The following is a 20,207-nucleotide window of genomic DNA, read 5'->3' on the forward strand; positions in this document are numbered from 1 at the left end:
ACAAGCCCCCCGGCCCGACGGCCGCGCACAAGCCTCTCCGGCCCGGCGGCCGCGCCCAAGCCCTCCCGGCCCGGCGGCCGCACGGCGGTCAGGGCGGTCCCCGCTTGACGGTCGGAAGTCCACGCTGGTCCACTGCCTGCGAAGATCCGACATCCGGTCCCCGGCCCACCGGCGGCAGCGCGGACCGAACCGAAGGAGTGCGGCCATGCCAGGCGAAGCGATCGTGCGCCAGTCCGTCGTCGACGTGCTGGAGGAACGCCTGCGCACGAGCATCCTGGACGGCACGCTCGCGCCCGGCTCCCTGCTCCCGCCGGAGCGGGAACTCGCCGCCTCCTACGGCGTCACCCGGACCACGCTGAAGCACGCGCTGTCCCGGCTGGAGCAGGCGGGCCTGCTCCGCACCCGCCACGGCGTGGGCACGCGCGTGCTGGACTTCCTGAGGTCCGGGGGCGTCGACCTCCTGCCCCTGCTGGTAGGACAGGACGGGCGGTGGCTGTCGGACGTCTTCGAGGCGCGGCGGGCCATCGGGGGGATCATCGCGCGCAAGGCGGCCTCCCAGTGCAGGACTTCCCAGGCGGTCCGCCTTCGTGCCGCCGTCGACGCGGTGGCCGGCGCCTCGGACCCGGCCGGGGCCCAGCTCGCCGAGGCGGAGGTGCACCGCGAACTGGCCCGCGCCACCGGCAACCGCGTCTACCTGCTGCTGACGAACACCCTGCTCAACGCCTACCTGCCGGTACGTCACGTCATGAGCACCCCCTTCGCCGACCCGGCGGTCGCGGCGGAGCGCATCGGGCAGGTGGTGGAAGCGGTCGCCCACCGCGAGGTGGAGGACGCCGGGCGCGCCGCCGAGGAGTACTTCCGGCTGACCGCGCAGGAGATGACCGCGGACCTGAAGAAGCACGCCCGACGACGGTAGGGGCGGGCCCGCGGCAGCCCTCGAACCGAAGAGGCGCTCCCGGCTGAGGGGTTGACCTGTGCGCAGCGGACTGATTCTCTGCCCTCAGTGGATGAGCCACTCATCCACTGGTCCACCGGACTGCTGGACCAGTCATGACGCAGGAAAGGTGCCGGAGATGGCAGCACGCCGGGGAGCGCGCTTTGCGGAGACCATGGAGGGCACCCTGCGGCCGGCCGCAGCGGACGGCGGGTCGCGGCCTGTGCGACTGGACCTGCGGGTCACCACGCGCGGCGCGATCCGCCCACGCGGCTCCACGACGGCCCTCGTCGAAGGGCGCGTCCGCATCGCCGGCTGGGCCGACGACCACCGCGCCTCCGGCACCATGGTCATCGCCCCGCTGTCCGAGGGGCGCATCGCCTACGAGGTGCGCTTCACGGCCCTAGACGGCCGCCGGTACGTCCTGGAGGGGCACAAGTCCCCGGTGTGGCGCAGCCCTTTGCGCTCGATGACCACCCTGCCGGTGCGGCTGCGACCGGCCGGCGTGGCCGACGCTACCGGCGAAGGCGGCGCGACCGGCGCGGGCCTGCTGCGCTTCCGGTTGCGCACCCTGCCCTCGTTCGCCGCGAGTTGGCGCTTCCCCGCACCCGCCGCCACCGGCGGCACGCCCACCGACCGCACCGCCGCAACCACTGCCACCGCCGGTACAACTGCCACCACCACAGCCACAACCACCGCCACCGCCGAGGCACTCGTCGCGGTGCGCCCGGACCGCCTCAACGTCTGGTACAGCACCTTCACCGACCCGGACACCAGCACCGGCTTCTGGCTCCACCACGAACTGGTCCGACCCGTCGAGGGTGCTCCCTACACGCACGGCTGGGCCGCGGTCTACCCGCCGGACGCGCCGCCCGTCGTCGACCGCTTCGGCCCGCAACCGCTTCCGGAGGAACGCCCCGGACCGGCCCGCGGCACCACCCCCGCGCGACCCGCCGGCTTCCACTCCCCGTCCGCCGTCGCCACTGCGCGTGAACTGCGCGGCAGGACCGCCCGGTTGGCCTGGGACCTCGAGGTGACGGCGGACTCCGCGCCTCTGCACACCTTCCCCCGCCTGGCGTGGAGGCGCCGCGTGCTGCCCGCCGTGCACGCCGTCCACCAGGCGCAGGCCCGCTACACCGGATCCGTCCGCCTCGACGGGGAGCCGCTCCCCCTGGCGGCGGCACCCGGCGCCGACGCCCGCATCGCCGGTCGCGGCAACGCCCACCGCTGGGCCTGGCTGCACGCCGACCTGGACGGCGACACCGTCCTGGAAGTGGTGACGGCCGTCTCGGGGCTGCCCCTGCTGCGGCTCCTGCCGCCCCTGGTGTTCCTGCGGCTGCGCAGCGGAGGACGGGACTGGCCGCGGGGCGACTGGCGCAGTTCGCTGGGCGTTCTGGGCGTCGGGCGGTTCCGGGGCCGGCCGCAGCTGCCGACCTGGAGCGTCCGGGGCCGCGCGGGCGGACGCCGTATCGCGGTGCGGGTGGACCTGCCGGAGGAGAGGCGCACCGCGGTGCGGTACACCGACCCGGACGGCGCCGAGGCCACCTGCCACAACAGCGAGCGGGCCGACGTCCACGTCCGCCTGGAGCGGTGGTGCGACGGCCGGTGGCACACCGAGCGGGTCTGGGACCTGCGCGGCACGGCGCACGCGGAAGTGGGGCTGCGATGAGGGCGGCCGGAGGCCGGGCCCTGTCGGCCGTACTGCTGGACGCCGACGGTGACGCCGACGGTCCGGAGTGGGAACGCCAGGTGCCGGAACGGCTGCTGCGCTTCATGTCGTCCCTGCCCCCGTCCGTCCGCACGGGCCTGCACGCGGCCGACGTCGCACTCGACGGCTTCTCCGTGCTGACCACCGGACGGCGGGCCCACCGGCTGCCGGCCGACGCCAGGGCCCGGCTCCTGCGGCGGCTGGTCCGCCTGCCCGGCTGCGAGGCGCTGCTCGACACCGTGAAGATCCCGTTGCTGCTGGCCGCGGGGGCGAGCCGGCACGGCGCCCGAGCCGTCCGGCCCCTCGTCCGGGCCGATCCCCCGCTGGACCTGTGCCCGTCGTCGGAGTGGCCGGACACGGCCCGCGTCGACGCCGTGGTGATCGGGTCCGGAGCGGGCGGAGCCGTGGCGGCGCTGACCCTGGCCGCCTCCGGGCGTTCGGTCGTGGTCCTGGAGGAGGGGCGGCACTTCCCGACCGGCGAACTCGCCTCGCGCCCGCCGCTGGACCGGTTCGCCGACGCCTACCGTGACGGCGGCGCCACCCTGGCCTGGGGCCTGCCGCCCGTGCTGCTCCCGCTCGGCCGGGCCGTGGGCGGCACCACCCTGGTCAACTCGGGCACCTGCTTCCGCACCCCCGAGAACGTGCTGCGGCGCTGGCACCGAACCCACGGTGTCGAGGTGGCGGACCCCGCCGCCTTCACGCGTCATCTGGACCACGTGGAGCGCCTCCTCGGCGTGGGCGTCCCCGATCCGTCGGTCCTCGGCCGCAACGGCGGACTGGCGCTCGCCGGCTCCGGACGGCTGGGCTGGTCGGCGGCTCCTCTGCGCCGCAACGCCACCGGGTGCGGGGGCTGTTGCGAGTGTGTCGCCGGCTGCCCGAGCGGCGCCAAGCAGGCGGTGCACCTGTCCGTGCTGCCCGCGGCCTGCGCGGCGGGGGCCCGGATCGTCACGCGCGCCCGGGCCACCCGCATCCTCACCGAGCACCGGTCCGGGTCCCGCCGTGCCGTCGGGGTGGAGGCACAGCGTCCGGACGGCACGGCGTTCACCCTCGGCGCGGATCTCGTCGTCGCGGCGGCGGGGGCCCTGCACACCCCTGCCCTCCTGCGCCGCTCGGGGCTCGCCGGGCATCCCCGGCTGGGCCGCAACCTCGCGGTCCATCCGGCCGTCAGCGTCGCCGGACGGTTCGCGGAACCGGTCACCGGCCCGGGCGCCGGCCCGAACGTCCTGCAGAGCGTCGGGGTCGACGAGTGGCATCACGACGGGATCCTCATCGAGGCGACCGCGGCACCGCCCGGCATGACCTCGTTCGTCCTCCCGCATCTCGGAGCGGACCTGAAGCGGGAGCTGGCGGACGCGGGACGGCTCGGCCTGCTCGGCGCGATGGTCTCGGACCGGCCCTCCGGGCGGGTCCGCGGGGCGCGCCGGCCGGTGGCCTCCTACGCCCTGCACGCCGAGGACGGCGACCGTCTGCTGCGGTCCATGGTCCACATGGGCCGCATCCTGTTCGCCGCGGGTGCCCGCGAGGTCCTCACCGGCATCGCGTCGGACCCGTCGGTCACGTCTCCCGGTGCCCTGGAGGAGGTGCTGCGGCGCACCGGCCGGCGTCGCCTGCACCTGTCGGCGTTCCACCCCACGGGGACGGCTGCCCTGGGGGCGGACGGCGGGCGCTCCCCCGTCCGTCCCGACGGGAGGCTGCGCGGGGCGGAGGGGGTGCTGGTCGCCGACGCCTGCCTGCTGCCGTCGTCGCCCGGGGTGAATCCGCAGGTCACCATCATGGCGCTGGCCCACGCGGTGACGGAGCGGGCCGTCGCCCGCGACGGGTAGGCCCACCCCGGGGAGCGCTGCGCGCTCTCGCGTACTCCCCGCGCGGTAGGCGGGGTGCCGCCGGCCGTACGACGACCCGGCACCCCGTCCCGGACCACTCTCGACAGCGAGGGCACCGACCGTGTGCCGAGCGAACGAGGAGTGATCGACATGCAGACCCTGGCGCACTTCGCGGACGGCGGCCCCGGACCGTGGATCCTGCTCTTCCCGTTGATGTGGGCCCTGGTGATCGGCGGTGGTGTGGCACTGCTGCGGCGCACCGCGTGGCGCGGTGGCCCCCGGCGGCAGGACACCGTCGGCGGGGACTCGCCCCTCGCCGTGCTGGGCCACCGCTTCGCCTCCGGCGAGATCGACGAGGACGAGTACTGGCGCCGCCTGTCCGTGCTGGACGAGGAGTTCGGCCGCAGGGGCGGCCGGGCGTGAGTCGGCACCCCCGGGTCCGGGGCGGGGGCGGGATCCGCACGGCATAGGGTGCACGGCATCAGCGAAGGAGAAGCCCGATGCCCGACGGCCACCGCATCCTGTACGTCACCGACCTCGCCTACCGGGCCCAGGGGCGCGGGCGCTACTGCGACGAGGACATCTTCCTGACATCGCGGCTGCGCGACGAGTTCGACCTGGCCCTGTGCCACCCGCTGGACGCGGCCGCACTGATGGACGCCTTCGACGCCGTCGTCGTGCGCAACAGCGGTCCCGTGCTGGCGTACCGGGAGCAGTACGCCGCCTTCCGGGAACGGGCCTCGGCGCGCGGCGTGCGCGTGTACAACCCGCTGTCGGGCCGGGGGGACATGGCCGGCAAGCAGTACCTGCTCGACCTGACCCGCTCGGGACACCCCGTCATCCCCACCGTCGACGACCCCCGGCACGTGCACCTGCTGCCCGAGTCGGAGCGGTACGCGGTCAAGCCGAAACTGGGCGCGGACTCCATCGGGCTCGCCTTCGTCCCGCGAGCGGAGCTGGACGGTCTCACCGGCGGCGACGTCCTCATCCAGCCCCGGGTCGACTTCCGGTACGAGGTGTCCTTCTACTTCGTGGACGACACCTTCCAGTACGCCCTCCACGCACCCGACCCGGGCCGGCGCTGGGCCCTGGAACCCTACGAGCCCACGGCGGCGGACCTCGCCTTCGCCCGCCGCTTCATCGACTGGAACACCCTCGACCACGGCATCCAGCGCGTGGACGCCTGCCGCGCTCCGGACGGCGGGCTGCTGCTCGTGGAGCTGGAGGACCTCAACCCGTACCTCTCTCTGGATCTGGTCCCCGACGACACCCGCGAGAGATTCGTGACGAGCCTGTCCGAGTCACTGCACCGGTTCCTGATCGCCGCCTGAGGGTGTCTCAGATCAACCGTGCCGGTCGCAGCCCCGCCTCGTCACCTGTGAGCCGCTTCGCGTTCAACGCCCCTTGTTACGTACTGGCGTTGATCGTGTGAAGTCCGGAGGAGCGGCTTCCAGACACCCCGGTCGACGGTGATAGCATTCCGCCGTCTGCGACCTTGATCCACTTTTGCTCAGGGCCCCGAACCCGAACGCGCGCTGAGCTCCCCTGGTGCACTGCCCCGGACGGGTTGCGGATCCTTGCGAGGCGTACCTGTCGACGCCTGCATGCCACGCGCCGTGAAAGGTTTCCATGACTCGAGACGTGCTTCTTTGGTGCCTGGTTGCGATAGCGGTGATATCCCTGGCCGCGGTCGTAGCGCTCGTGCTCCGCAGCAGAGGCGTACTGAGGAGGAAGAAGGAGTCCGAGGACGAACTGCAGGCGCAGCTGCAGTACAGCCAGATCGAACTGGCGCGGGTGCGCGGCGAGTTGTCCCAGCTCAAGAACGAGCAGGACGGCGTCATCCGCGAGGCGGAGACGAACGCCGAGGAGAACACCAAGGCGGTCCTCAAGGGCGCCGCGCGCTTCCTGCAGAGCCTCGCGGCCGAGCAGACGACGCTGCTGGACCGGGTCCAGCGCGAGTACGGCGGTCACCCGGTCCTCAGCGACCTGATGGACATCACCCACGCCAACGCCCAGATGGCCCGCAAGGCGCAGGGCATCGCGGTCATGTGCGGCGCGCCCCTGGGCCGCCGCAACCAGCCGGCCAGTGTCTACGACGTCGTCCGCAGCGCCCAGAGCCAGATCCGCAACTTCCAGCGGGTCGAGATCATGCAGCCCAGCGGCATCGCGCTGAAGGCCTCCGCCGTCGCACCGGTCGCCCTCGCGGTGGCCGAACTGCTTGACAACGCTGCCAGCTTCTCGCAGGCGGACGCCCCGATCGAGGTCACGTTCCGCCAGGTTCAGCAGAACCTCTGCATCATCATCGACGACGCCGGCGTCGGCATGGGGGACGAGGAGCGGCAGCGGGCGACCGCGCTGCTCTCCGGTGACGACGTGCCCCGGCTGTCGCAGCTGGGCACGCAGCCGAAGTTCGGTTTCCCGGTGATCGGCCTGATCGCCCGCCAGTACGGCTTCAAGGTCGACGTCACCGGTGTGTCCCGTTACGGCGGCGTACGGGCCGTCGTCCTGCTGCCCGAGGAGCTGTGGACCATGGAGGAGACCCCGTCGGCCCCCGACACAGCGCCCGTGAGCAGCATCCGGCCGATGGAGTCCCGCAGTCCGTCGCGTACGGCCAACGGCCTGCCCAAGCGCGGACCGCGAGTGGCGTCCATCGGTGACTCGCCGTCGGCGGACCAGCCGGCGCGGCGCAGTGTCCGGCGCCGCGGCACCGGAAGCCTGGGCGCGCTGCAGCGCGGCGCGCAGACCGGACGCGATGCGGCTTCCCTCGACACCCCCATGCCCGAAGGGTCCGACAACGCATGAGTACGACCGACCTGTCGTGGATGGTCCAGGACATCGTGTCCAACGTGCCCAAGGCCCGGCACGCCGTGGTGCTCTCGGCGGACGGCATCCCGCGCGGCTCCACGGACGGTCTGACCGCCGGGGACGTGGGCACCGTCTCGGCGGCCATGGCCGGGATGCAGTCGCTCAGCCGGGCGACCGCGCACTTCGCCGGCCTGGCGCCGACCCGCGAGTGGATCCAGACCGTCATCGAGTTCCAGCACGGCTGGGTGTTCCTGATCGGTGCCGGCCAGGGGGCCTACCTGGCCGCCGCCGCCGAGCCCGACGTCGACATGGAGCAGCTGTCGTTCCGGATGAACCGGCTGGTGGCCCGGCTCGGCAGCAACCTCACCGCCCCGCCGCGGGTGACCGCCGCCGACCCGGCCGAGGCGGGCGACGGCCTGAGCGCCTCGCAGCGGCGGCCGGACAGGTCCGTGGCGGTGCTCGACCGGCTGGACAGGGTGGTGGCCTCGGTGCCGGGCGCCCTGCACGCGCTGCTGCTCGGCGCGGACGGTCTGCCCCGCGGGGCGAGCGCGGGGATCGACAGGGACCTCGCGGACACGATCTCGGCGGCCATGACCGGCATCCACGCCTACAGCCGGGCGACGGCGCCCTTCGCGGGCGGCGCACGGGACGACGAGTGGAGCCAGACGGTCATCGAGTTCCAGCACGGCTGGGTCTTCCTGATCGCGGCGGGCGAGGGCGCCTTCCTCGCGGCCGCCGCCGAACACGACTGTGACATCGAGGAGTTCACCGCCCGGCTGAGTGACGCGATGCCCCCGCAGGCCGCGTCCCGCGCCGGGTGGGGAGAAGGGGTCGGCGATGCATGAGGACCCGTCCGAGGAACTGGAGCTGACGGCCCCGTTAGTCCCCTTCTTCGTCATGGCGAAGGGGCGGGTGCTGCCCCGGGAGAGCGAGTACGAGCACACCACGATGATCTCCGTGCGGGACGCGGCCGCCGCCACGGTGCGCACCCTCGCCCCGGAGGCGCGCGTGGTGATGGACCTGCTCGCCAACGGGTACCTGTCGGTCGCCGAGGTCGCCGCCCACACGCAACTGCCCCTGGGCATCGTGCGCATCCTGCTGGCCCAGATGGCCGAGGACGGGCTGATCCATGTGCGCAATCCGGTGCCACATGCCGAGCGCCATGACCCCGCCCTGCTCACCGCCGTGCTCCATGGCCTGGAGCGAATACGAACCGGAGCGTAAGTCGCGTGTATCTGGATCCCAAGGTCTCCCGCTCCGTGAAGGTCCTGGTCGTGGGCCACTTCGCGGTGGGGAAGACCACCTACATCGGCAGCGTCTCCGAGATCGAGCCGCTGCAGACCGAGGAGGAGATCACCGAGGCCAGCGAGGGCTTCGACGATCTCTCCGAGACGCCGGACAAGACGACCACCACCGTCGCGATGGACTTCGGCCGTCTGACGCTCAGCGACGACCTGGTGCTGTACATCTTCGGCACGCCGGGGCAGGAGCGGTTCAAGCAGATGTGGGAGGGCCTGTCCCGGGGAGCGCTGGGAGCGCTCGTCCTGGTCGACCCGGAGCGGCTGGAGGAGACCTTCCCCATCCTCGACCTGGTCGAGGACTTCGGCCTGCCCTACGTCGTCGGGGTCAACACCTTCGACGGCCGGTCCCGCTTCCCGCTGTCCGAGGTGTGCGAGGCACTCGACCTCTCCGCGGACACACCGGTCATCGACTGCGACGTCCGCGACCAGGACTCCTCGATGGAGGCCCTCATCACCCTCGTGAAGCACCTGTTGTCCTCACTCGGCTAGGAGCCACACCATGCAACAGCCCCTCGAGACGACCGGGCCGCACGCCGGCCACCCGGCACCCGGCAACGTGCCGCTGTACGGCCCGGACTTCGGCTCCGACCCCGAGCAGACCTACGACCGGCTGCGCGCGTCGGGGCACAGCGCCCCGGTCGACATCGCCCCCGGTGTCGAGGTCGAGCTGGTGACGAGCTACGACGCGAGCCTGTACATCCTGCAGAACCCGAACCTCTTCGTCCGCGACTCCCGGCGCTGGAACGCCCTCAACGAGGGGCGGGTCCCGGAGGACAGCCCGGCCCTGCCCATGATGGGCTACCGCCCCAACGCGCTGTTCAGCGACGGCGCCGCGCACGCACGGCTGCGCCAGGCGGTCACGGACAGCCTCGCCACCGTCGACCAGGGCCGGCTGATCCGGCTGACCCAGCAGTCGGCGGACTACCTGATCAGCCGGTTCAGCTCGGAGCCGCTCGGGCAGGCCGAGTTGATGGCCGCGTACGCCCAGCCGCTGCCGCTGCTGATCTTCGGCGACCTGTTCGGCTGCCCGCCGGAGCTCGGTGACCGGGTCATCGCCGGGATCACCGGCATCTTCCAGGGCACGCCCGGCGCCGACGAGATCCTGGGCGGAGCCCTCGCGGAGCTGATCGCCCTGAAGCGCCGGCAGCCCGGCGAGGACCTCACCACCAAGCTGATGGTGCACTCCGCCCGGCTCAGCGACGAGGAGGTGCTGCACCAGCTCGTGACCCTGCTGTCGGGCGGCACCGCGCCCCTGGCTGCGGCGATCGGCACGAGCGTCGCGCTGTACCTGAGCGACGACTGGCCGACGGGCCTCCCGGCGGAGGACGCGGTCGTCAAGACCCTGTGGAACTACGCCCCGATCGCCAACTACGCGGGCCACTACCCCACGCAGGACGTCGAGTTGGGCGACCGCACCCTGCGGGCGGGCGACCCGGTGCTGATCTCCTTCGCGGCGGCCAACAACGACCCGAAGCTGACCGCCCACCGCGAGCAGCTCAGCCCCAAGGCACACCTGGCCTTCGGCGCCGGCCCGCACGCCTGCCCGGCCAAGGACCCGGCGTTCATGATCACCGCGACGGCGGTGGAGTCCCTGCTCAACCGGTTGCCGGACGTCGAGATGCGGGTGCCCTTCGACGAACTCGCCTGGGTTCCGGCCCCGTGGAGCCGCACGCTGGTCACCGTCCCCATCCGGTACAGCCCCCGCACCGTGCCCCAGGCGGCCAACTCCCGTTACGCGCAGCCCTCCACGGCTCACACCGCTCCCTCGTCGGTGGGCGTCCCCCAGCCGCACGCGACGCACCGGCCGACGCATGCCGCGCGCCCGAAGGGCGGGCTGTTCAGCCGTTTCCGGGCCTGGATGAATGGCGAGTGACGCAAGTAACCGTATGAGAATACGGTGTTGTTGTATGGCTCAAGTGACGGTCGGGTACGGATAGCGGCTGGCAGAAAGGAGCCGCAATCGTGGGAAGTGTCACGACCCCGTCCACGGACCGTCGGGCCACCATCTCTCTGTTCTCCCGTCTCAGGACGGCCGACGGACAGGCCGACCCCTTCCCCTTCTACGAGGAACTCAGGGCGCGCGGTGCGGTCAGCCCCGCGCCCTGGGGCGGTTCACTCGTCACCGGTTACGCCACCTGTGAGCGCATCCTGCGCGGCGGCAACTGGCTCGAACCGGACACCCGGTGGCGGGAGCAGCAAGGGGCGCGCACCCGTTGGAGCGCTCCCTCGGCGCGGGAGATCAGCCGGACCCTCCCGGCGCTCAACCCACCGGAACACACCCGGGTGCGCCGGTCGGCGGGCACCTTCGACCGTGGCACGATCGACCGCATCGGCAGCCGGGTCACGGGCATCGTCGACCGGCTCCTGGACGACCTGGACGATCGAATACGGTCGGGAGAGGCGGATTTCGCGGCGCTCGTCAGCGAGGAGCTGCCCGTCGCCACGATAGGCGACTGGCTCGGTCTGCCCAGCGCGGACTGGCCACGCCTGCGGGAACTGACCCACGAGCAGGTCTTCACCCAGGAACTGCTCCCCAACGCGAGCCAGTTGGCCCGCTCCGACGCCGCCATGGCCGAACTGCGCACCTACTTCCTCGACCTGGTGCGCGAGCGGCGAAGACGCCCCGGCGACGACCCGGTCTCCCGCTGGACGGACACCTGGGACCAGCTCGAACCCGACCGGGACAAGGCCGACGAAGCGGTGTACTTCCTCGCCCTGTTCGTCCTGCTGGCGGCGCTGGAGACCACCTCGACGCTGCTGTCGACGATGACACTGCGGCTGGTGGAGGACCCCGACCGCTGGACGCGGCTCACCCACCGGCCGGACCTCGTGCCCTCTTTCGTCGAGGAGTCCCTGCGCCACGACCCTCCTACCCACGTCATCAGCCGCGTCGCCGCCGAGGACACCTTCCTCGCGGGGACGGAGGTGGCGGCCGGGGAGATGGTCCACCTCATGGTCGGTGCGGCACACCGCGACCCCGAGCGGTTCTCCGGTCCCGACACGTTCGACGTGCAGCGCAACCCCTCGCACCTGGCCTTCAGCTGGGGCATCCACTACTGCCTCGGAGCCCCTCTGGCCCGCCTTGAGGCGCAGACACTGCTCCGCCACACCATCGCCCGCCTGCCGAGACTCACCCTGGTGCGCCGCCCCGCGTACGCACCTCGGGTGGCGTTCAGGCGCCTGCTGAATCTGGATGTAGCACTGGCATGAACGCACCGCACACCCCCACCGCCGGCTCCGCCACCGCCCACGAGCCGGCGCCGCCGCTCCCCGCTCCCCTCGCCCCCGCTCCCCTGGCTCTCACCCGGGCCGGCGCCGTCCTCCACGTCCGGCTCAACCCCGACGCACAGGACGACGTCCTGAGCACGTCGGTCCTGGACGCCCTCCTCGCCGTCCTCGACGGGCTGCACGACCAGCCCGACGTCCGCGTCCTCGTGCTGTCCTCCCAGGGCAGCGACTTCTGCCTCGGGGCCGACCGGCGGGAGTACCAGGTCAGCCTGGCCGCCGACCCCGGCGGGACCGCGCTGCGGCGCATCGCGGACAAGGCCCAGCGCCTGTGCCAGGCCCTGGAGAACACCCATGCCGTCACCATCGCCCGGCTCCACGGCAAGGTCGTGGGCGCCGGCCTCGCCCTCGCCGCCTACTGCGACCTCCGCGCGGGTGCTGACACCTGTCAGTTCCGGATGCCCGAACTCGGCCTCGGGCTCGCCCCCGCCTGGGGCGGCGCCATGGGCCGCCTGATCACGGAGGCGGGGGCGGCCCGCATCCGCGAACTCATGCTCACCTGCGAGACGTTCGACGCCCTCACGGCCCACCGTCTGGGGCTCCTGCACAAGGTCGCTCCCCTCGACTCCCTGGACGACACGATCACCGCCTGGACCAGGCCCCTGACCCGGCGGTCACCGCAGGCCCTCGTCCTGACCAAGCGCATGCTGGCCGGCTACTCGAAGGCCGCCCGCACCGCCGACCCCGCCCTGCTGGACTCCCACCTGCTGGCGGCCCAGCTGACCCAGCCGCGCTGACCCGCACCCGGCGCAACGGCCCTTCTCGTACACGGCGGCACACGCCCGCCGTACGAGGGGGCCCTCGCTGTCCCCGGCGGACACCGTCATCCCCCACCGGGCCGACCGCCCCCGTCCCGGGCGTGCCGTGCGCCCGGATGGAGCACGTCCGCCGAGCACGGCGACACGGTCGCGGCCGATGCTGAGGATGCCCCTGACCGCCGAGTCACCCAGGACCCTCATGCCACTCATGCCCGTCCCCCGACCGGGGACACCTGCCCGCTCCGGTGCCGGACTCCCCTCCCGCCGCCACCGTCTGTTCCTCGTCACCCTGCTCGGCGCCTCCTTCCTCGGCGGTCTGCTGCTCGCCCCCACGGCGGGCGCCGCCGCCGGCGGCGGCTCCGGCGGCCGGGGCGAAGGCGCCCTGCAACGACAGCTCGAGGAACTGGTGACCACGCCCGGAGGACCGCCGGGTGTGATCGTCGTCCTGAAACGGGACGGCGCCCCGCGCATCCTGCGCGCCGGTGTCGCCGACCTGGAGACCGGCCGCCCGATCGAGCCGACCGACCACATGCGGATCGCCAGCACCGCGAAGGCGTTCAGCGGTGCGGTGGCCCTGCGCCTCGTGGCGGACGGCGCGCTCCGGCTCGACAGCACCATCGGCCGCACCCTCCCCCAGCTGCCGCGTGCCTGGCGGGCGGTCACCCTGCGCCAACTGCTGAACCACACCAGCGGACTGCCCGACTACACCGAGGACCCCGAGTTCGCGGAACTGCTGGTGTCGGACCCACGTCGCACCTTCGACCCCCGCCGGCTCCTGGACTTCGTGGCCGACGAGCCGCTGCGCTTCCGCCCCGGGACCCAGTACCGGTACTCCAACTCCGACAACATCGCCGTCGCCCTGATGGCGGAGGCCGTGACCCGCACGCCGTACGAGGAGCTGCTGAGGGAGATCGTCTACCGGCCGCTCGGCCTGCGTGACACCAGCCTCCCCGACGGCTACGAGCTGCCCGAGCCGTACATGCACGGGTACGTCGTGGAACCGCCCGAGCCGCCCGAGGACGTCAGCGAGGTGATCAGCGCGTCCGGTGTGTGGGCCTCGGGCGGGATCGTCTCCACCCCGCGGGACATGACGCGCTTCATCCGCGCCTACGCGGCCGGACGTCTGACGTCACCGGCCGTCCTGCGCGAGCAGCGCCGCTGGGTCGAGGGCGCCTCGGAACCGGCGGGCCCCGGTCACAACAAGGCGGGTCTCGCCATCTTCCGCTACGAGACCCGCTGCGGCGTGGTCCTGGGGCACACCGGGAACTTCCCCGGCTACACCCAGCTGATCGCCGCGACCCCGGACGGCCGCAGATCCCTGACGTTCTCGCTCACGACCCAGGTGAACAAGACGCTCGACCCGGACCTCCTGGAGCGGCTGCGCACGGTCCAGGAGAACGCGGTCTGCGCGCTGCTGGGCGGACGCCGCGGCTGACGAGCCCCGGTTGCCCCCCGGGGGGGGGCAACTTCCCTACTGGAGAAGCGTCGGGACGATCACGGCGACGATCAAGGCCCAGGCGGCCAGGGCCACCGCGGTGTGGACGCCACCGGTCCACGAGGTGGGCCCGGCACGCCGGTGTCCCACCTCGTGGCAGACGCAGTGGTCGCGTGGGAGCCCCGACAGGTCCAGCCAGTAGGCGCCGAGCAGCCGGGTGTCGGGGCGGGCGTACGAGTCGTCCTCCATGCAGGGGCAACGACGGGCCGCCCCGGAGGGCACGGCGCCGTCAACGAGGCGCCGGGGCCCCGGGGCCGGTCGCGCGAAATCGTTTCTCCGTACAGCCCCGTCCGGCGTGCCGGAAAGCGAAAAGCTGATAGGCACGGCAAAGGGCTATTGAACCGAACGATAGAAATTCACCGGTGGACCGTGACACGGCCCGGGCCGTGCAGTTGTGCCCATGCATCAGCCCCTCTCGACGATGCATCTGGTCACGAGTCACGGAGAAGCTATGTTGAACGCCACAGTGTGGACGTTTGTCGTGAGTGCGTCTCTCTGCACCATCGGTTCCGTCTTCCTGTCCGACCCCCACCGGCGACTGCACCACACCGACGCCGCGGAACTGCGCCGTCGCCGGCTCCTCGTCGAGGTCCTGCGGAACAACATGCGTGCTCAGCGGTGTACAACGCCGCCGCCTCACACCGCGGACGAGGTCGGGGAGCCGGCGACGAGCGTTCCCCGCGCCCGACGCCATGCCGCCACCCCCTGAGCCGGGCGCCGCGTCCTCCCGGCGCAGCGCCCCTTCGGCTCACCGCACGAGGAGCCGGCACCCGGCCCCTTGTTGCTTGAATTCTCGATCAATTCACCAGCGATCCACCGGCGACAAGGACCGCTTGCGATTTTCCCGGCGCGTGAGGAATTGACCGGCTCGCCACCCCGAATTCCCGGCACGCGTCTTTTCTCGAGCGCTGTTCCGGAAATTCCGGTGGGCAGGCGCCTACACGGGCGTGAGCCGGAAAGCCTGCGCGGGACCGTGGGTGCAGGTCCACTGCTGGAGGCGCGCGCCGTCGGCCGTGGAGACGTCCGCGACGTCGAGGCACTTCCCGCTGTGCCGGGCGGTGAACTCCCAGGCCCCGTCACTCCTGGCGACCGGGCGCCATTGCTGGTTCGACGCACCTCCGTACGCCCAGAGCTGGATCCCGACGCCGTCCCCGGTCGCGCCGCTGCCTCCGGTCACGTCCCAGGCCATGGTCCCGGCGTTGCGGCTCACCACGCGGACATGACCGTCCGTGGTGGGCTGGAACTGCCACTGCTGGTTGGTGTTGCCGCTCGCACACGTCCACTGCTGCACGGCCGTGCCGTTGCCGGTGCCACCACCGGCGGCGTCCAGGCACTTGCCGCTGTTGGCGTTGACGACCTGGTACCAGCGGGAGGGGTCGATGCTGCCGCCCGGCGGCGGGGTGCTGCCGTCCGGCTCCCAGACGAACGTGGCGACGGCCCCGGCGGGCAGCGTGTACGAGAGCGACTTCCCGCCGTCCGTGAGGGAGAACGCCTGGGCGGAGGAAGCCGTGTTGACGACGTAGGCGGCGCGTGAGCCGTCCGGGTTCTCGAATGCCACGTTCCGCACTCCGCCGGCGCCCTGGCTGGTGGAGCCGATGCGCACGGCGCCCGGTTCGACGAACTTGGACAGGTGCCCCAGCACGTAGTACTCCGCCATGGGCGTGACGGTGCTGCCGTCGATCTCCACGACGCCGTTGCACCGGTTGGTGCAGTGTCCCTGGTGCGGCCCGCCGTTCCGGTCGAGCGCGAGATTCCAGTTGATCACGGTCTCGCCGCCGTTGCGCATGTTGGTCACCACGAGGTTCTCCGAGTGCCAGCGCAGGGTGTCGGCGAAGGTCTGGGACGGGTTCGCGGAGTCCGTGCCGGAACACTCGGTGAAGAAAACCCGCTTGCCCGCCTGACGTATCTGGGCCTGGTTGGCCGGGTCGCCGCCGTAGCAGTGGAAGGCGGCTCCGATGACCCTGCCGATCCCCGCCGTACCGGCGAACACCGTCAGCGGGTACTGCGGGTGGTCCCAGTTGTGGTCGTAGGCGAGCAGGTTGGTCGGCAGCCCGGCCGCCGTCAGCGTGCGGTCCAGTACGCGGATGAAGTCGGCCTGCTGCGTGGCGGTCATCGACGTGGAGGGGTAACTGGTCGCGAACTCCGGCTCGTTCTGCACCGTGAGGTCGGTGAGGGTGACGCCCTGCTGCGCGTACGCCCGGATCGCGCGGACCAGGTAGTCCGCGTAGTCCTGGTACCGCTCGGGGAGCAGACTGCCACCGTTGAGGGAGCCGCCGCTCTTCATCCAGGCCGGCGGTGACCAGGGACTGCCCATGAACCGGATGCCGGGGTTGACGGCGAGGGCCTGGCGCAGGACGGGGATGATCTCCTGCTGGTCGCGGCCGATGCCGAACTGACCGCGGGTGTCCTCGTAGGTGTAGAAGGGACCGGCGTTGAAGTCGGTGCTCCCCAAGGGCTGGCGCAGGTAGTTCAGGCCGATGCCGTCCCCCTGGGAGGAGAAGAGGGACGTCATCAGCGCGGTGCGCCGGGAGGCGGGAAGCTGCTGGATGAGATGGGCCGACGCCTCGGTGACCGACGCCCCGGCCCCCGTGAAGCGCTGTTCTCGCTGCGCCGTGTCGACGCGGATGTCGATGGCCCGGGGGGTGGCGTCGAATGCGACGTCGCCGCCGGGCGACAGCTTGCGGGTGCCGTCCGGAGTGGTCACCCACACCTGGGCGACGGACGGGGCGGACTGGGCGGGCCCGGCCAGCCCCACTCCGAGACCGCCGACCGTCAGGGACAGGGCGCCGAGGAGAACGGCGGCCTTGCGTACGGCAGGGCGTGGCGCCCGGCCCGACCTCTCAGGGTTCCTCATCCACTCCACTCCTCACGTCCGAGGGCTGTCATGTGAGTTCATGCCGTGCCGGACACTCAGGTCTTAGTTCAAGGTGTGATGGAACTGCCTCCGCACCGCCCGGTCAAGGTCCGTACCAGAAAAAGTGGAAGGGAGCGCTCCCATCCTGCCGCTGCAGGAGCCGGCCAGGCCAGGATGGGCCGGGCCGGCCGAGACGGCCCGGGGACCGCCGCCGGCCAGGTCCCGCCGGCCGAACCGCCCGCGGCGGCCCCGCCGTTCAGCGGGCCTTGCGGCGACTCTGCGGCGTGAAGGCGTACAGGTCCAGGATCTCCGGCCGGGGTGCGACGCCCGGGCCGCCCGCCCGCACCCAGTCCGCGATGTCCTCGGTGGCGGCCGGGTCGTTGACCAGCCCGAGCCACACGGGGCGGGCCCCTGCCGCCCGGCCCGCCGACGACGGCTGCACCACGATGACGTTGGCCTGATCGCACACGTCCAGGCAGTCGGACACCCGCACGGGCGCCTCGGCGCGCAGCCGCGCGGTCTGCTCCGCGTGGTCGACGCCGGTCACCTTAGGGCTTCCGCAGCAACAGTCCCGGCACACGACGATCCGGCAGGGCACGGCCCTGCCCCGTCCCGTGACGGCCCCACGGCCGAAGGCCTCGGCGTCCGTTGTCTCGGGCATGCCGAACCACCTCTCTCCGGGGAGATCCGCCCCGGCGTTCTTCGAGGAGGCGACGACGTGAGTCTCCTGGCTCCCGGGTCGCAGCTCGTCCCGGCCTTCCCACCCCCTCACGGAGGCAGTGGCCTGCACGGGATCCGCTCGCCGGTCACAGTGGCGGGACCGCGCCGGATTCACACCGGCTTCCTCGGACCGCCGTCGCCCTGTCGCCGCTCATCATCCCATCCGGGGCAGGAGGAAAGATAAGTATGTTGACATAGGTTTCTTCTCATAGGTACTGTCCGGACGTGACCGGAAGCAGGGGGGCTCGCACGAGCCAGGGCCTCGACCAGGTGGCCGCGGGCCTCGTGGCGTGCCTGCCCGCGCTGAGCCGGCACCTCGAGCGGAGCGTCGACGGGCGGCTGCCCTTCCCCAGGCTCCCCGAGCGGCAGTTGCACCTGCTCCGCCACGTCGCCGAACACGAGGGCGTCACCGTCCAGCGGGCGGCCGCGGCGCTGCGGATGATGCCCAACAACGTCAGTGCCCTGGTCACCCGCCTCAGCGAGGCGGGACTGCTCGAACGGCACCCGGACGACACCGACCGGCGCGTGGCGCACCTGCGCGTCACGCCGCTGGCCCGTGAGCGCATCGGCGAGGTGGAGAAGATCGCGGCGGCGCACCTCGCGTCCGCCCTGCGCACCCTCACCGACGGGGATCTGGACGCCCTCGGCTCGGCGCTCGGCGCGCTCTCGGCCGTCACCCGGCACCTGCGCGACCAGTCCGTCTGACCGGCCGGGCTCGCCGTACGCCTCCCGTCCTCGCCGCCGGCGTGGCGGGGACGGCCGCGCCGCGCCCGCCGGTCGCTGCCCCCGCACATCCGCGCGCCACTGCGGCGCGCCACTCGCCATGAGGACATCCCACCCGTGCCAGTCACCGCTGTCTCCGCAGCGCCCGCCTCCGTGTCCGCCCCCGGGCCCCGGGGCGTCCGGGCCAATCCCTGGTTCACCCTGGTCGCCGTGGCCTTCGGTCTGTTCATGGTCGGTCTCGACGGATCCGTCGTCTCGATCGCCAACGCCGAGATCGCCCGCGACCTGAACGCCACCACCGCCGAACTGCAGTGGGTCACCAACTCCTACCTGCTCGCCCTCGCCGCCACCCTGATCCTCGGCGGGAAGCTCGGGGACCGCTTCGGACGCCGGACGCTGTACCTCGTCGGTGTCGTGGGCTTCACCGCCGCGTCCGTGGCGATCGGCCTCGCCGGCTCCATCGGGGGCGTCATCGCCTTCCGCGCCGTACAGGGCGCCTTCGGCGCGATGCTGATGCCCAACACCCTCGCCCTGCTGCGCGCCGTGTTCCCGCCCCGGAAGTTCGGCATGGCGGTGGGCATCTGGGCGATGATCTCGTCCGTCTCCACCGCCCTCGGCCCGATCGTCGGCGGGCTGCTCGTCGAGCACGTGAGCTGGGAGTCGGTCTTCTCCATCAACGCCCCGATCGGCGTGGTCGCCCTGGTCTTCAGCCTGTTCGTCCTGCCGCAGTCCAGGAACGAGGCTGCCGCGGGCGAGAAGTTCGACGTGCCCGGCGTGGTCCTGCTGGCCCTCGGGCTGCTCGCGGTCGTCTTCGGCGTCGTCAAGGGCGAGACCTGGCGCTGGACTTCACCCGGCACGCTCGGCGCGATCGCCGGGGGCCTCGTCGTGCTCGGCCTCTTCGGCTGGTACGAGACACGTGTCGCGCACCCGCTGCTGCCGATGCGCCTGTTCCGTAATCCCGCGCTGGCCGTCGGGACGGTCGTCACCGCGCTGAACTTCTTCGTCCTGCTCGGTGTGATCTTCTTCGTGATGCTGTACCTGCAGAACGTGCGCGGCTTCACCCCGGTCGAGGCCGGGATACGCACCCTTCCGCTGAGCCTGGTGTCCATGGTGGCCTCGCCGCTCGGCGCGCACCTCACCGAGCGGTTCGGGCCGCGCTTCACCATGCCGCTGGGGATGGTGCTCCAGGCCGGTGCCGCCTTCTCCATGCTGGCGTGGACCGCCGACTCGTCGTACTCCGCCCTGTGGCCGCCGTTCGTCGCGCTCGGCCTCGGCGTCGGCATGGTGATGTCGGCGTCCTCCGACGCGATCGTCGGCAACGCCCCCGTCCGGGACGGCGGCGTCGCGGGCGGTCTGCAGGCCACGTCGTTGCAGGTGGGCGGCGCGCTCGGCACGTCGGTGCTCGTCTCCCTCATCAGCAGCCGCGTCGGCTCCACGCTCACCGGCTCCCTCACCGACGCGGGGGTCCCGCACACCGTCGCCGGCCGTCTGGAAGAGGCCCGGGACGCGGTCGCCATGGGGGTCGCCCCGGTCTCGGGCGCGATGCCCGCACCGCTCAGGGCGGCCGTCGCACAGGGCAGTCACACCGCCTTCATGAACGGCGTCCACACCGCGGTGCTCGTCACGGGAGTCCTCGCACTCGCCGGCGCGGCGCTGGCAGCCCTCGGCCTTCGCCGCCGGAAGGACGGCTGAGGACGGCTGAGGACGGCTGAGGACGACTGAGAGGACGGCCGACCGGAAGGCCGGCCAGGCGTTCCCCCGGCCGGTGACGCGGCCGACGAGGTGAGTCCGGCCGACTCCT

19 protein-coding genes and 1 riboswitch are annotated in these 20,207 nt (G+C 72.4%); of the genes, 16 read left to right on the forward strand and 3 right to left on the reverse strand.

Annotated features, from left to right (window positions below; genetic code table 11):
• Positions 1-205: 205 nt before the first annotated feature.
• The 13 genes from ACH4C6_RS06065 (at position 206) to ACH4C6_RS06125 (ending at position 14,049) form a co-directional block, all read left to right on the forward strand.
• Positions 206-916 (forward strand): FadR/GntR family transcriptional regulator, encoded by a 711-nt coding sequence (locus ACH4C6_RS06065; RefSeq protein ID WP_398107307.1) that lies wholly within the window; start codon positions 206-208, stop codon positions 914-916.
• A gap of 157 nt (positions 917-1,073) precedes the next feature.
• Entirely contained in the window at positions 1,074-2,603 is a 1,530-nt protein-coding gene (locus ACH4C6_RS06070; RefSeq protein WP_398107308.1) for a hypothetical protein, read from the forward strand.
• The gene (locus ACH4C6_RS06075) at positions 2,600-4,465 is read left to right on the forward strand and encodes a GMC family oxidoreductase N-terminal domain-containing protein (RefSeq protein WP_398107309.1); all 1,866 of its coding nucleotides are present in this window, start codon (positions 2,600-2,602) and stop codon (positions 4,463-4,465) included. Before ACH4C6_RS06070 ends, ACH4C6_RS06075 begins: the two co-directional genes overlap by 4 nt.
• A 150-nt stretch (positions 4,466-4,615) precedes the next feature.
• Positions 4,616-4,888, forward strand: a complete 273-nt coding sequence (locus tag ACH4C6_RS06080) for an SHOCT domain-containing protein (RefSeq protein WP_398107310.1) — start codon at positions 4,616-4,618, stop codon at positions 4,886-4,888.
• Positions 4,889-4,965: 77 nt separating this feature from the next.
• Positions 4,966-5,796: a hypothetical protein gene (locus tag ACH4C6_RS06085; protein WP_398107311.1), complete on the forward strand. Its 831-nt coding sequence runs from the start codon at positions 4,966-4,968 to the stop codon at positions 5,794-5,796.
• A 370-nt stretch (positions 5,797-6,166) separates the two neighbouring features.
• Positions 6,167-7,267 carry an ATP-binding protein gene (locus ACH4C6_RS06090; protein ID WP_398107312.1) on the forward strand — a complete coding sequence of 367 codons (1,101 nt, stop codon included), beginning with the start codon at positions 6,167-6,169 and terminating at the stop codon, positions 7,265-7,267.
• Between the two features lie 20 nt (positions 7,268-7,287).
• Positions 7,288-8,115, forward strand: a complete 828-nt coding sequence (locus ACH4C6_RS06095; protein ID WP_398107924.1) for a roadblock/LC7 domain-containing protein — start codon at positions 7,288-7,290, stop codon at positions 8,113-8,115.
• Positions 8,108-8,494 carry a DUF742 domain-containing protein gene (locus ACH4C6_RS06100; RefSeq protein ID WP_333933033.1) on the forward strand — a complete coding sequence of 129 codons (387 nt, stop codon included), beginning with the start codon at positions 8,108-8,110 and terminating at the stop codon, positions 8,492-8,494. Before ACH4C6_RS06095 ends, ACH4C6_RS06100 begins: the two co-directional genes overlap by 8 nt.
• 5 nt (positions 8,495-8,499) lie before the next feature.
• A complete protein-coding gene (locus tag ACH4C6_RS06105; protein ID WP_398107313.1) occupies positions 8,500-9,060 on the forward strand; it encodes a GTP-binding protein in 561 nt (186 codons plus the stop codon).
• Between the two features lie 10 nt (positions 9,061-9,070).
• Positions 9,071-10,444 (forward strand): cytochrome P450, encoded by a 1,374-nt coding sequence (locus ACH4C6_RS06110; protein WP_398107314.1) that lies wholly within the window; start codon positions 9,071-9,073, stop codon positions 10,442-10,444.
• An 89-nt stretch (positions 10,445-10,533) separates the two neighbouring features.
• Positions 10,534-11,781, forward strand: coding sequence for a cytochrome P450 (locus ACH4C6_RS06115; protein ID WP_398107315.1), 1,248 nt, complete (start codon positions 10,534-10,536; stop codon positions 11,779-11,781).
• Positions 11,778-12,593 (forward strand): enoyl-CoA hydratase/isomerase family protein, encoded by an 816-nt coding sequence (locus ACH4C6_RS06120; protein WP_398107316.1) that lies wholly within the window; start codon positions 11,778-11,780, stop codon positions 12,591-12,593. Before ACH4C6_RS06115 ends, ACH4C6_RS06120 begins: the two co-directional genes overlap by 4 nt.
• Before the next feature lie 220 nt (positions 12,594-12,813).
• Positions 12,814-14,049: a serine hydrolase domain-containing protein gene (locus ACH4C6_RS06125; protein WP_398107317.1), complete on the forward strand. Its 1,236-nt coding sequence runs from the start codon at positions 12,814-12,816 to the stop codon at positions 14,047-14,049.
• A gap of 36 nt (positions 14,050-14,085) precedes the next feature.
• On the opposite strand, the gene ACH4C6_RS06130 is transcribed toward ACH4C6_RS06125, so the two are convergent.
• On the reverse strand, positions 14,086-14,298 hold the full coding sequence (locus tag ACH4C6_RS06130; RefSeq protein ID WP_398107318.1) for a hypothetical protein: 213 nt from the start codon (positions 14,296-14,298) through the stop codon (positions 14,086-14,088).
• A 292-nt stretch (positions 14,299-14,590) separates the two neighbouring features.
• Here ACH4C6_RS06130 and ACH4C6_RS06135 point away from each other — a divergent pair, with 292 nt between their 5' ends.
• The gene (locus tag ACH4C6_RS06135) at positions 14,591-14,818 is read left to right on the forward strand and encodes a hypothetical protein (RefSeq protein ID WP_398107319.1); all 228 of its coding nucleotides are present in this window, start codon (positions 14,591-14,593) and stop codon (positions 14,816-14,818) included.
• Between the two features lie 228 nt (positions 14,819-15,046).
• Here ACH4C6_RS06135 and ACH4C6_RS06140 read toward each other — a convergent pair whose 3' ends face one another.
• Together ACH4C6_RS06140 and ACH4C6_RS06145 are read right to left on the reverse strand one after the other, a co-directional pair.
• On the reverse strand, positions 15,047-16,963 hold the full coding sequence (locus ACH4C6_RS06140; RefSeq protein WP_398107320.1) for an RICIN domain-containing protein: 1,917 nt from the start codon (positions 16,961-16,963) through the stop codon (positions 15,047-15,049).
• A gap of 256 nt (positions 16,964-17,219) precedes the next feature.
• Positions 17,220-17,624 (reverse strand): (2Fe-2S) ferredoxin domain-containing protein, encoded by a 405-nt coding sequence (locus ACH4C6_RS06145; RefSeq protein ID WP_398107321.1) that lies wholly within the window; start codon positions 17,622-17,624, stop codon positions 17,220-17,222.
• 59 nt (positions 17,625-17,683) lie between these two features.
• Positions 17,684-17,810, reverse strand: a riboswitch (cobalamin riboswitch).
• A gap of 98 nt (positions 17,811-17,908) precedes the next feature.
• Between ACH4C6_RS06145 and ACH4C6_RS06150 the strand changes: the two genes are divergently transcribed.
• A complete protein-coding gene (locus tag ACH4C6_RS06150) occupies positions 17,909-18,388 on the forward strand; it encodes a MarR family winged helix-turn-helix transcriptional regulator (RefSeq protein WP_398107322.1) in 480 nt (159 codons plus the stop codon).
• A 135-nt stretch (positions 18,389-18,523) separates the two neighbouring features.
• Positions 18,524-20,098, forward strand: a complete 1,575-nt coding sequence (locus ACH4C6_RS06155; RefSeq protein ID WP_398107323.1) for an MFS transporter — start codon at positions 18,524-18,526, stop codon at positions 20,096-20,098.
• Positions 20,099-20,207: the final 109 nt, after the last annotated feature.

The sequence above is a fragment of the Streptomyces sp. NPDC017943 genome (assembly GCF_044328425.1).
GTDB lineage: Bacteria > Actinomycetota > Actinomycetes > Streptomycetales > Streptomycetaceae > Streptomyces > Streptomyces djakartensis_A.